This is a genomic window from Stenotrophomonas sp. NPDC078853 (genome assembly GCF_044901215.1).
Lineage (GTDB): Bacteria > Pseudomonadota > Gammaproteobacteria > Xanthomonadales > Xanthomonadaceae > Stenotrophomonas > Stenotrophomonas lacuserhaii.
Genome location: NZ_JBJDOQ010000003.1, coordinates 306,030 through 318,087 on the forward strand (window position 1 = coordinate 306,030; position 12,058 = coordinate 318,087).

Consider the following 12,058-nt stretch of genomic DNA (forward strand, 5'->3'; position numbering starts at 1 on the left):
CGGTGGGAGGATGACGAAATGCCCCGGTGGGAGGATGACGAATGCTCCGGTGGGTGACGACCGTTGGTCGTCACGCGTCTTGCGGGCGGAGAGCGTGACGACCAACGGTCGTCACCCACCAGATCATCAGCCGGTGCGCGGGGCGAACATGATCACCGCCATGCCGGCCAGGCACAGGCCCACGCCGAGCAGGTCCCAACGGCCGGGACGGATGCCGTCCACCAACCACAGCCAGACCAGCGCAGTGCCGACGTAGACACCACCGTAGGCCGCATACACGCGCCCACTGGCCTGCGGATGCAGGGTCAGCAGCCAGGCGAACAGGGCCAGGCTGGCCGCCGCCGGCAGCAGCAACCACGTGCTGCCATCGCGACGCAGCCACAGCCACGGCAGGTAGCAGCCGATGATCTCGGCCATCGCCGTCACGACGAACAACCCGAAGGTCTTCACGATGCGGTTTCGTCGGCCTTCGCGTGCTGCCAGAGCGCTTCCTGGGCGTCCAGGTCCAGCTCGGCCAGCCGCTTCCCGTCTTCAGCGGCGCGCGCTTCCATGGCGCGGAAGCGTCGCTCGAACTTGTGGTTGGCCCCGCGCAGCGCAGCGCCCAGGTCGAGATCGGCGTGGCGTGCCAGGTTGGCACAGACGAACAACAGGTCGCCGAGTTCTTCCTGCAACCGGGTCTTGTTCGCCGCCACGTCACCGCGTTCGAATTCCTCGCGCAGTTCCTGCAGTTCCTCGGCGGCCTTGTCCAGCACCGGCAACGGGCCGGGCCAGTCGAAGCCGACCTTGGCCGCGCGCGACTGCAGCTTCATCGCCCGCTGCCATTCCGGCAGTCCGCGCGAAATGCCGGCCAACGCCGAGCCATCCGTCTCGCCCTTGGCAGCGCGTTCCTCGCCCTTGATCGCCTCCCAGTTGCGCAGCACCTCGGCGGCGTCGCCGGCACTGGCATCGGCGAAGATGTGCGGGTGGCGGCGGACCATCTTGTCGTTGATGCTGCGCGCCACGTCGGCGAAAGCGAACGCGCCCTGCTCCTGCGCCATCTGCGCGTGGAAAACCACCTGCAGCAGCAGGTCGCCCAGTTCATCGCACAGGTCGTCCAGGTCACCGCGATCGATCGCATCGGCTACTTCGTAGGCCTCTTCGATGGTGTACGGCGCGATGGTGGAAAAATCCTGCTCCAGGTCCCATGGGCAGCCGCCCTGCGGGTCGCGCAGGCGCGCCATGATCGCCAGCAGGCGGCCCAGTTCGGTGGCGGCGTCGCTCGTGCTCATGCAGTCTCCGGTTCGTCTTGGGGCAGCCAGTCGCGCCATGCCAGGCGGGTGTCGCCCAAGGCCATGAAATCACCGTTGAGCAGGCTTTCGCGGCGGTTGTAGCGGAATGGCTTGCCGGTAGCGGTGGACAGCACCGCGCCACCGGCGGCGTGCAGTACGCACTGGCCGGCAGCGGTGTCCCATTCGCTGGTCGGACCCAGCCGCGGATACACATCCAGGTCGCCCTCGGCGATCCGGCAGAACTTCAACGAAGAGCCCTGGGCCACGGTTTCGATGTCGCCCATGCGATCCAGCAGTGCCTGCGTGCGCGCCGAACGGTGCGAGCGGCTGGCGGCGACCCGCAGCGGTGCGTGCGCCGGCACGCGGGTACGCAGCACGGTGTCATGCACGCCCTGCCGGCGGTAGGCCTGCTCGCCGCGCATGGCGTGCCAGACCAGCCCGGTCACCGGCGCCAGCACCACCCCGAAGGTCGGCGCGCCCTGGTAGACCAGCGCGATGTTGACGCTGAATTCGCCGTTGCGCTTGATGAACTCGCGGGTGCCATCCAGCGGATCGACCAGCCAGTAGGCGCCCCAGTGGCGCCGCGTTTCCCAGGGGGCCGCGGTGGCTTCCTCGGACAGGATCGGCAGGTCCGGAGTGAGCCGCGACAGGCCGCGGACGATGCGCTGGTGCGCGGCCAGGTCGGCTGCGGTGACCGGGCTGTCATCGGCCTTCATCGTGATGTCGAAGCCGGACGCGTAGACCTGCATGATCGCTGCGGCGGCATCCTGGGCAATGGCGATGACCGTTTCGCGCAGGTCGGTGGTGAGGCGGGCGTGGGTCATGGCGCCGTCGCGCCACGCTGCAGCCACTCTCGAGCGATGAACAGGGCCGCCAGTGAGCGGCCCTCGGAGAAGTCTTCGCGCAGCATCAGCTGGTCGATCCGTGACAGCTTCCACGGCACCACTTCCAGTTCTTCGGGCTCATCGCCCTGCAGCCGTTGCGGATACAGATCGCGCGCCACCACCAGCCACGACTGGTGGCTCATGTAGGTGGGGGCAAGGGTCATCGCGCGCAGCACGTCAACGCGGTGCGCGCCGTAGCCGGCCTCTTCCTTCAGCTCGCGGTCGGCCGCGTGCTCCGGCGTTTCGCCGGCATCGATGCGGCCCTTGACCAGGCCCAGTTCATAGCGGTGCATGCCGGCGGCGTATTCACGCACCAGCAGCACGGTGTCATCGTCCAGCATGGGCACCACCACCACGGCACCGTGGCCGCGGCTGACCAGTCGCTCGAAGCGGCGCTGTTCACCGTTGGAAAACTCCAGGTCCAGGTGCTGGCGCTGGAACGGGCCGTTTTCCTCATCGGTGATGCGGTGGATGATCGGCAGGGGACGGCTCATGCGGTATACCCCGCGCGGGCCGATAGAATGGACGGAGGAAGCAACATGTTCATGAGCCCACGATGCTAGCAGAGACACCCCCCTCCCCGCAGGACGCCCGCCCATCCGTTCTGGAGAACGCCGCATGCGCGTGACCCGCTGCCCCGTGTCGATTCCCCTGCAGGCCGGCCAGACCGTGTCGCTTCCCGAAGACGCCGCCAACCACCTGCTGCGGGTGATGCGACTGCGCGAGGGCGATGCCTGCGTACTGTTCAATGGTGATGGGCATGACTATGCCGCCACGATTGTCGTCGCCGGCAAGCGTGATGCACAGGTGCGGATCGAAGCAGCCACGCCGCTGGCCAACGAATCGTCGCTGCGGATCACCCTGCTGCAGGGCGTGGCGCGCGGCGAGAAGATGGACCTGATCCTGCAGAAGGCCACCGAACTCGGCGTGGCGGCCGTGGTGCCGGTCAATGCCGAGCGCACCGAAGTAAAGCTGGATGCCGCGCGCGCAGAGAAGCGCGTCGCGCACTGGAACAACGTGGTGCAGTCCGCCTGCGGCCAGTCAGGGCGTGCGGTGATTCCGCAGTTGGGCCCGCCGTTGGGCTTGGCCGCAGCGATGGCGGTGCTGCCCGCCGATACACTGCGCCTGACCCTGGACCCGGAAGGCAGCCACCGCCTGTCCACCCTGCAGGCAGCGCCCGCAGGCGGCGTGGTGATCGCCATTGGTCCGGAGGGCGGCTGGTCGCCGCGCGATCGCCAGCAGTTGGCGGCAGCGGGCTTCCAGGGGCTGCAGCTGGGGCCGCGGATCCTGCGCACGGAAACGGCGGGGCTCGCCGCGATCGCGGCCCTGCAGGCACGCCTGGGCGACATGGGCTGAGGCGCGCGCCTGCGACCGTGGGTCGTGGGTAGGTCAAGGCCGTTGCTCGTGGTGGGTGACGACCGTTGGTCGTTACGCTTCGGCCTGGGCAAGGGCGTGACGACCACCGGTCGTCACCCACCGGGTTGGTCGTCACCCACCGGGCTGGTCGTCACCCACCCACTGCTGGGTTCAGTGCAGCGAATCCAGTGCGGTTTCCACCGCGTCCAGGTTCGGCAGCAGCGCGCTCTGCTCACCCAGCAGCACGCGCATGTGCACGCTGTCGGGAAGGGTTTCTTCGGACGCATCGGCCAGCAGGCCATCGCGCGGCACCGAAATCAGCTGCGGGAAGCTCTGCGTCAGCAGCGCGAAATACGGGCGCTGGGCATTACCGGCCAAGGCCTTGAGCACCACGACCTTGTTGTTGCCGCCGATGCTTTCCTCGCCCAGCCCGGACAGCCGCGCAAAGGACACCAGCGGCACCTCCCAGCCGTGCCAGGCCAGCGTGCCCAGCAGCCAGTCGGGACCTTCCGCGCTCGCCTGCACCTGCACCTTGGCCATCATTTCGGCCACGGTGGCATTGGGCAGCAGCACGCGTTCGGGACCGGACTGGATCAGGACCCCGCGGATCTCATCGTTGTTGGCATGGCTCACTGTGCTTCCCCTTGTTCCGGACGTGCCCAGCGGGCACTGATGGCCTGTGCGAGCTCCTGCGGCTCACCGGCGAACATGCCGGCCGCCACCACGGCGGTGGCCGCGGCCGGGTCGTAGCAGCCCTCGCCCACCTGGCCGCCCACCCATGCACCGGCCTCGGCCAGCGTCAGTGCCGGGTCGACCTGCAGCAGGTCGGCACCACTGAGCAGGATCACCGCGCTTTCGCCCGGCGGCAGCCGCGCCAGTTCCAGGCCCTGGGGTCGGCTTTCGAACTGCAGTCCGCCATCACGCAGCACGGTGGCGGTGTCGTCGGACAGGATGTAGACGTGGCCTTCCAGCACATCTGCGCCGGTTTCGGCGAGCAGCACCGGCAACGGCGAAACCCGCGCCATCTGCTTGACCAGATTGCCGTAGCGCGCGCCGTCCAGCGGCATCCGCACCAGCAGCGGTACGTCCAGCGCCGACGGCAAAGCGGCCAGCAGGCGCCGCAGCGCATCAGGGCCGCCGATGCCGGCCAGCACCACCACCGCGCCGCGCGCGCCGCGGCGTGGCCCGGTACCGGGCGGCGTGTCGTCCATGTCCACCAGCGATAGGTGGGCCGAATCAAATACCGGCAACGCCGGCGGCGCGGCGGTCTGGCGGCTCACCGCAGCGGGCGCGGCGTCCTCGTCCAGCAGCGCCCAGCGGCTGTGGTCGGCCAGCGGCGGCGGCACCACGGCGCCTGCATCGACAGGCGTGGCAGGGGCGTCGGCTTCGGGCAGGTTCGCCGCCAGTGCCTGTTCCAGCGTCTGCGGCTCCTGCCACTGCGCGGGTGCTTCATACAGGCTGTCGCCCGCCAGCAGATCAGCCGCGTCGACCGCTTCGTCCAGGTGGAAGTCCAGCGGCGCATCAACGTGCAGCTGGGCCGGCGTATCCGGCATCCCCGGTTCGATCTGCAGGTCTTCTTCGATTTCCGCACCGGGCGGCAGCACTTCGCGATGACCATGCAGCTTGGCCGCCAGGTGCCGCGCCCAACGCTGGGTTTCCCAGCCTTCGCGGCGCGCCGCCAGTTCGGCCTCGTCGAACACCAGGGTGAAAGCCGGCGAAGACAGCGCATCGTCCAGCCGTTCCAGGGCGGCTTCCACGGCGGGCTCCAGTGCGATCACCACGGCCTGCGGGGCAAGCGCGATCAGCGTTGCAGGATCCAGCGCATCGGGATCTTCTTCCAGCACCAGCGCCACGCCGGCCTGGACCAGCGCCTCGCGCAGGCGGTCGCGGGCCGCGCCCGGGCGTGCCAGCAGCGCGACGGCCGGCGGCAGGCTTGCATCATTCTCGGACACGGGCGATCCCCAGCAGGTCGTACACGTTACGCATCAGGTCCAGCTCCTGGTAAGGCTTGCCCAGGTAACGCTGCACGCCGATTTCGAAAGCGCGCTGGCGATGCTTGTCGCCGCTGCGCGAGGTGATCATCACGATCGGCACGTCGCGGTAACGAGGGTCGGCACGCATCGCGGTGGCCAGCTCGTAGCCATCCATGCGCGGCATCTCGATATCCAGCAGCATCAGGTCCGGTACGCGTTCTTCCAGCCGCTCCAGCGCTTCCACGCCATCGCGCGCCACGCTGACTTCGAAGTTGTGGCGTTCCAGGATGCGGCCGGTGACCTTGCGCATGGTCAGCGAATCGTCCACCACCATCACCACCGGCACCTGGCGCTGCTGTTCCAGTTCGGCCACCGGCAGCGAACGCTCCGGGTTGGCGACGAAGCGGCGCACCAGCGGTGCCACGTCCAGGATCACCACCACGCGGCCATCGCCGGTGATGGTGGCACCGTAGATGCCCGGCACCGAGGCGATCTGCAGGCCGACCGGCTTCACCACGATTTCGCGGTTGCCGAGCACCTGGTCGATCGCCACCGCAGCGCGCAGGTCGCCGGCCCGCACCAGCAGCAGCGGCACCTGCGCCTGCCCTTCGGCACGGGCCGGGGCCTGGCCGATCAGGCTGCCCAGGTCATGCAGCGTGTACTCCTCGCCGCTGTAGCGGTAGGTGCTGTCGCCGGCCTCGAAACGGTCGCGCGAAATACGGCCGATGCCACTGACCGAACCCACCGGGACGGCGAAGGTGGTCTCGCCGATCTGCACGAACACCGCCTGGGTGACGGCCAGCGTCTGCGGCAGGCGCAGGGTGAAACGAGCGCCCTGGCCGCGTACCGAGTGGATTTCCACGCTGCCGCCGAGCTGGCGCACTTCGTTGCGCACCACGTCCATGCCCACGCCGCGCCCGGCCAGCTGGCTGAGCTGGTCGGCGGTGCTGAAGCCGGAGGCGAAGATCAGGTTGTCCAGTTCGTTGTCGGCCAGGGTGGCATCGGCCTGGATCAGGCCGCGTTCCAGCGCGCGCCGGCGGATCGCTTCGCGGTCCAGCCCGGCACCGTCGTCGGCCACGTCGAGCACGATTTCAGAGCCTTCGCGGTGCAGGCGCAACGAGATCTCGCCTTCCACCGGCTTGCCTGCCGCGCGCCGCTGTTCGGCCGTTTCCAGGCCGTGGGCGACGGAGTTGCGCAGCATGTGCTCCAGCGGCGCCACCATGCGATCCAGCACGTTGCGATCGAGTTCGCCGTGGGTACCTTCCAGCGTCAGGTGGACCTGCTTGCCGGTATCGGTACCGGCCTGGCGCACCACACGGCGCAGGCGCGGCACCAGCCCGTCGAACGGCACCATGCGCGCGCGCATCAGGCCGTCCTGCAGTTCCGAGCTGACGCGCGACTGCTGCTGCAGCAACGAATCGTACTGGCGTGAGAGGTCGTCCAGCACGCCCTGCAGGCCGCCAAGATCGGCTGCTGATTCGTTCAGCGCGCGGCTGAGCTGCTGCAGCGTGGAGAAGCGGTCCAGTTCCAGCGGATCGAAGCTGTGGTCGGCCTGCTCCTGCTCGCGCTGGTAGCGCGCAACGATCTGCGCCTCGGTTTCCAGGTCAAGACGGCGCAGCTGGTCGCGAAGACGGGCATTGGTGCGGTCCAGTTCGCCCATGGCGCCGCGGAAGGCACCGAGCTGCTGTTCCAGCCGCGAACGGTAGATCGCCACTTCACCGGCGTGGTTGACCAGGCGATCGAGCAGGTCGGCACGCACGCGCACCTGTTCCTGCTGCGGACGCGCGCCGCCTTCTTCCTCGCCGCCGGCTTCCACCGGCAGTGGCGCGGACAGCGGCAGGCTGGCGATCAGCTCGGCCGCACTGGGCGCGGCAGCGGCGGGTTCGTCGGCCTCGGCCTGCGTGGCCGGCCGGCCCTGGGTACGCGCATCGAAAGCAGCCACCAGGTCATCGGCCGCTGCCACCTGGCGATGGTTGCCGGTGAGGGTGAGCATCTGGTGCAGGCGATCGAAGCCGCGCTCCAACAGCTGCACGTCGCTGTGCTCGATGCTGGTGCGTCCGGCGAACACCGCTTCCAGCAGCGACTCGATGCCGTGGCCGAGATCACCGATGGGATTGATGCCGGCCATGCGCGCGCCACCCTTCAGCGTGTGCAGGTCGCGCTGCAGGCCGGCCAACGGCTCACGGTCCTCCGGCGCGGTGCGCAGTTCGCTGATCAGGCCGTCGCAATGGTCGAGCAGGTCCTTGCCTTCTTCGACGAAGATGTCGACCAGCTCGCGGTCCAGCACGCTGAAGTCCAGCGCATCGGCGCTGCCGACTTCTGCTTCGACTGCTTCCGCTTCGACTGCTTCGTTATCCGAGGCGTCCACAGCGTCCTGCAGGGCAAGCTCGCGCGCATCTTGCGGCACCTCGGCTGCACCGGCGCTGGACGAACCAGCAAGCGATGCAGCGGCAGGCTCCATCTCGAAGTACGGCTGCTGCACGACGTCGGCTTCGGCTTCGGCTTCGGCTTCGACTTCGGCTTCGACAGCGAGCGGTTCCGGTTCCTCGGCGTATGGCGCCGTAGCCGGCTCATCGGCATCGCTGTTCTCGGCGAAAGCCGCGTCCTCGCGCGCCGATCCGGCATCGCCGGCGACAGAGATGAGCTCGCCCGCGTCTTCCTCTACGGAATCGTCGATGACGTGCAGCCCTTCATCCAGCGCTTCCTGCAGCGACACGGCTTCGCCGAAGGCGGCACTGCCCTGCAGTTCGTCGGACAGCGCCTCGCCCGCCTCCTCGCCCGCCTCCTCGCCGGTCGCCCCGCCGGTCGCCTCGAGCGCCTGCCCGAGCGGTTCGTCGTGCTGGGCGGCAGGTTCGACGGCACCCGGCACGTAACTGTCGGGCAGCGCGGCATGCGCTGCGTCGTCCAGATACAGCGACAGGTCCTCTGCGCCGGTCAGCTGCACCTCGACATCGTGGTCCTGGGCCGGTTCGGCGGTGGCCTGGTCGCTCTCGTGCGATGTTGCCGCCGGCACGTCGGCTTCCGCGACGAAGGTCGGCTCGGCGCCCCATTCGTGCTCGACCGACGGCGCCGGTAGCGGATCCAGGAACGAAGACAGATCGTTGGCGCCGGTCAGTTCGACCTGAGCCACGGCCGGCGCGTCGAACGGTGCGACCTGCTCGTCGCTGGACCGTTCTTCAATCCGTGCAACCTCATCGCTGGCGGACTCGCGCTCGGGCTCGATGACGTGCAGTTCGCCGCTGTCGACCATCGCCTCGGCGATCTGCTCGACCTCGACCTCGACCTCGGCCTCGGCCTGCGCTACCGGCTCGGCCGCGTCGATCACCTCGAGGTCGAGATCGACATCGGCACTGACGGCAGCAGGGTCTGGCTGCGCCTGTTCAAGCACATCGGCGGCATCTTCCATCACCGGCCAACGCGCTTCGGGCAGGGTCGCGGCGAGCGCCTGCAGGCGTTCGGCAAGTTCCTGCTGCAGCGGGATGCGGGGCGATTCGGCCTGCAACGCCAGCATCGTGGCTTCGATCGCGCGCGCAGTGGCGTCCAGCGCATGCACGCCCTCATGGCTGGGCGCTTCGGCAGCCGCCAGCGAGCGCTTGATGTAGCTTTCGGCCGCGCCGGTGACGGAGGTGATCTCCGGCACATCGGTCATGGCGAAGGCACCGTTCATGGTGTGCACGGCACGCAGCAGCGGATCGGAGACCGGCTGCGGGTCGACGCGCGACGACGCCAGCCACCCGTGCAGGGTGGCCATGTGCGCTTCCACTTCGGCTTCCAGGATCTCGCGCAGCACGCTGTCGATGCTGGCCGGCGCACCCTCGAGGGAGGCGGGCGCCACATCGGCGGCGAAGGCTGCTTCCAGCGCATCGATCCCGGCCTGTTCGTCCGTTCCGGAAACCGCCGTGGCGACCGGATGGATGGGCAGCGGCACGTGGAAGGTTTCTTCGCCGGCGCCAACGCGGTCGGCGATCGACTGCAGCGCCTGCAGGTCCGCGCTGACGCGCTGCCCACTGCGCAGTGCTGCATTGAGTTCGGGCAGGGCGTGGTAGGCCTGTTCGACCACGGCCACCACCGCCGGCGTTGCCGGGCGGGAGCCATCCAGCACGCGGTTGAGCATGCCTTCGATCTTCCAGGCAAACTCGCCCAGCGTACGCGCGCCCACCAGGCGCCCACTGCCCTTCAGCGTGTGGAACACGCGGCGGATCGGACGCAGGCGGTCCATGTTGTCCGGCTGCGCGCGCCAGGCCGGCAACAGCCCGCCGAGGTTGATCAGTTCTTCGTCGAACTCTTCCAGGAACACCTCGCGGATGTCCTGGTCGATGTTCTCAGCCTGCTCGTCGAATCCACCGTCGAGCGTTTCGGCGGCGGCAACCGGCGTTTCGGCCAACAGCGGCGCCTGCGGCTCCGGCTGCGGATTGAAGTCGGCCGCAGCCGCGGCCAGTTCGGCCAGGAAGCGCGCATCGGCATCGTCGACCACCGCAGAGTCGGGCGACGGTGGCTCAGCTTCATTTGCCTGCAGCGGCTCGGACGATGCGAACGGCGCCGGTTCGGCAGCAGTGATCACATCGAATCCTGCCGGCGCCTCGATGACCGAGGCTTCCAGCGCTTCCAACGAAAGGACATCGTCGGCACGGCTGATGCCGCCCTCATCGAAGCGGAAGCTGACCGGCTCGATCGCATCGTCTTCCGCCTCGACTTCGGCCAGCACCGGGTCGAAGTCAGCGCCATCGATCAGCAGCAGGCCATCGTCGGCGTCGCCGAGCACTCCGGGCACGTCTCCGTGTGCAGCAGCATCGGCGAGCGTGCCCTGATCCTCGTCGGCGACGGACAGATCCACCTGGGTAACCGGTTCGACCGTCCAACGCGTGGCATCGGCGGCATCTTCAGCGAATACCGGATCGAAGTCGGTGAAGGTCGGCGCGCGGCTGTCGCTCTCTTCAGGCGTCGCGTGGAAGCTGCCGAGTTCCCAGGCCGGCACCTGCGGCGGAACCGCGGTGGTCGCGGCGAACACCAGCGTCGGGGCCGCCGGTTCGGTCGGTACATGCTCCAACGGTGCGCCGTCGAGCGCTTGCGCATCGGCAGGTGCATCGGATGCAGGCTCAAGGCCCTGCACGTCCAGCGCAGGTACGGTCGGCGCGGTGTCGAATACAAAGTCCGGCAGCGGCGGCGGCACCTGTGCGGGGGCCACGACCAGTGCGGGCAGCTCCAGCGTTTCCAGCCCGGGCACCGCGAGCGGCGGCGGCAGCACGGCTTCGCGCTGCACCGGCTGCGGCGCCGCATCGGCCAGCGGCTCGACGGCGGCGGCGTTGGCTACCGGCAGCGGCCAGTAGCGCAGGGCTTCCAGGCTGCTGCGGGTGATCTCCAGGATGCTCTCGCGCCCGGCGCGACGATCGCGCAGCGCTTCCAGGTAATACTCCAGGCTGGCCATTGCATCAGCCAGCGTGTCCAGCTGGCGTCCGCTGGGCACGCGCTGGCGCCCGATCAACTCGGCGTCGATGTACAGCTGCACGCCCTTCAGGTAGTCGGCCGGCACCGGCAGGTCGAGCATGCGCAGCGCGCCGCCGACTTCGCCCAGCAGGCGCGGTACGTCCTGCAGCTGTTCGTGGTTCCAGTTGGTTTCGATGAAGGCGACGAAATGCTCACGGGCCACGGTGAAGTTGGCGATCGCTTCGTGCGCCAGCACTTCCAGCGTGCGCCGGGTTTCGGCGGCGGAAGGGTCATCTTCGCCGCTGCCGGTCGCGCCCAGATGGGCTACCTGGTCATCCAGCGAAGCGTCCACGTACAGCAGTGCACCGGCGACATCCAGCAGCAGGCTCTCGTCGATCTGCTGCTCGCCCGCGACCACGCTGCTGAGCGCATCGCGCTGCTGCACCACCACGTTGCGCGCTACGTCCAGGCCCATCATGGCCAGCGTATCGCCCACCGCGGCAAGTTCGTTGACCTGCTGCTGCAGCTGCTGCGGCGCGCCGCCGGTGCGCAGGTGCAGGTCCAGCGCGTCCTTGATGCGCAGCAGCTCTTCCTTCACCGCGTTGCCGACGGTATCGAGCAGTTCGCGGTTGCGCCCGCTCAGGCTGCCGCGGGCGTGGTCGAGTTCGGCTTCGGTAGCGCCGACGCTGTCCGGCGCAAAGGCCAGCAGCACGCTTTCATTGATGCCCGCCACGCCACGCGCGGCACGGATTTCGTTGAGCAGCGGCAGCAGCACGATCGGAATGTCGCGGTGGCCGTTCTGCAGGCGCTCCAGGTAATCCGGAAGCAGCACGCTGCCACGCATCAGGGTCGCGCAGGATTCATCGCGCTCGGCGACCTCTCCATTGCCGATCGCCACGGCGAGCTGTTCCAGCTCCTCGGCCACCATCGCCGGTGCATACAGTTCCACCATGCGCAGCGTGCCCTGCACCTGGTGCAGGTAGCCGGCGCACAGGCGCATGCGGCTGGCGTCGGCGGGCGCCTCGACGAAGTACTCGACCTCGTTGCGCACCTGGCGCAGGGTCTCATCCAGCTCCGGCTTCACCCAGCCCAGGGCGGCATGGCTCATTGCATCGCGCAGGGTACTCATGGGCGGACTCCGGTCGCCAGCGAA

General features: G+C 68.8%; 8 protein-coding genes. 1 reads left to right on the plus strand and 7 read right to left on the minus strand.

All coding sequences use genetic code 11. The features are described from left to right. Positions 1-126: 126 nt before the first annotated feature. From ACI2JH_RS05205 to nudE, 4 genes are read right to left on the minus strand one after another with little or no spacing between them, the layout of a single operon-like run. Positions 127-450, minus strand: a complete 324-nt coding sequence (locus ACI2JH_RS05205) for a YnfA family protein (RefSeq protein ID WP_182656841.1) — start codon at positions 448-450, stop codon at positions 127-129. After that, positions 447-1,268: a nucleoside triphosphate pyrophosphohydrolase gene (mazG, locus tag ACI2JH_RS05210; RefSeq protein ID WP_182656842.1), complete on the minus strand. Its 822-nt coding sequence runs from the start codon at positions 1,266-1,268 to the stop codon at positions 447-449. Before mazG ends, ACI2JH_RS05205 begins: the two co-directional genes overlap by 4 nt. Then, entirely contained in the window at positions 1,265-2,092 is an 828-nt protein-coding gene (gene cysQ, locus ACI2JH_RS05215; protein WP_101116183.1) for a 3'(2'),5'-bisphosphate nucleotidase CysQ, read from the minus strand. Before cysQ ends, mazG begins: the two co-directional genes overlap by 4 nt. Further along, positions 2,089-2,646, minus strand: coding sequence for an ADP compounds hydrolase NudE (gene nudE / locus ACI2JH_RS05220; protein WP_182656843.1), 558 nt, complete (start codon positions 2,644-2,646; stop codon positions 2,089-2,091). The genes cysQ and nudE overlap by 4 nt, the downstream gene beginning before the upstream one ends. A gap of 124 nt (positions 2,647-2,770) precedes the next feature. On the opposite strand from nudE, the gene ACI2JH_RS05225 reads away from it, so the two are divergent. Next, a complete protein-coding gene (locus ACI2JH_RS05225; protein ID WP_101116171.1) occupies positions 2,771-3,508 on the plus strand; it encodes a 16S rRNA (uracil(1498)-N(3))-methyltransferase in 738 nt (245 codons plus the stop codon). A gap of 171 nt (positions 3,509-3,679) precedes the next feature. Here ACI2JH_RS05225 and ACI2JH_RS05230 read toward each other — a convergent pair whose 3' ends face one another. From ACI2JH_RS05230 to ACI2JH_RS05240, 3 genes are read right to left on the minus strand one after another with little or no spacing between them, the layout of a single operon-like run. Next, on the minus strand, positions 3,680-4,141 hold the full coding sequence (locus ACI2JH_RS05230) for a chemotaxis protein CheW (protein WP_101116173.1): 462 nt from the start codon (positions 4,139-4,141) through the stop codon (positions 3,680-3,682). After that, a complete protein-coding gene (locus ACI2JH_RS05235) occupies positions 4,138-5,460 on the minus strand; it encodes a chemotaxis protein CheB (RefSeq protein ID WP_404735603.1) in 1,323 nt (440 codons plus the stop codon). The genes ACI2JH_RS05230 and ACI2JH_RS05235 overlap by 4 nt, the downstream gene beginning before the upstream one ends. Then, positions 5,447-12,034, minus strand: coding sequence for an Hpt domain-containing protein (locus ACI2JH_RS05240; protein ID WP_404735604.1), 6,588 nt, complete (start codon positions 12,032-12,034; stop codon positions 5,447-5,449). Before ACI2JH_RS05240 ends, ACI2JH_RS05235 begins: the two co-directional genes overlap by 14 nt. Between the last annotated feature and the right edge of the window lie 24 nt (positions 12,035-12,058).

Bases quoted from the DNA above. Each gene is read 5' to 3' on its own strand.
- mazG (WP_182656842.1), bottom strand. From the start codon at position 1,268: ATGAGCACGAGCGACGCCGCCACCGAACTGGGCCGCCTGCTGGCGATC.
- ACI2JH_RS05240 (WP_404735604.1), bottom strand. From the start codon at position 12,034: ATGAGTACCCTGCGCGATGCAATGAGCCATGCCGCCCTGGGCTGGGTG.
- nudE (WP_182656843.1), bottom strand. From the start codon at position 2,646: ATGAGCCGTCCCCTGCCGATCATCCACCGCATCACCGATGAGGAAAAC.
- ACI2JH_RS05225 (WP_101116171.1), top strand. From the start codon at position 2,771: ATGCGCGTGACCCGCTGCCCCGTGTCGATTCCCCTGCAGGCCGGCCAG.
- cysQ (WP_101116183.1), bottom strand. From the start codon at position 2,092: ATGACCCACGCCCGCCTCACCACCGACCTGCGCGAAACGGTCATCGCC.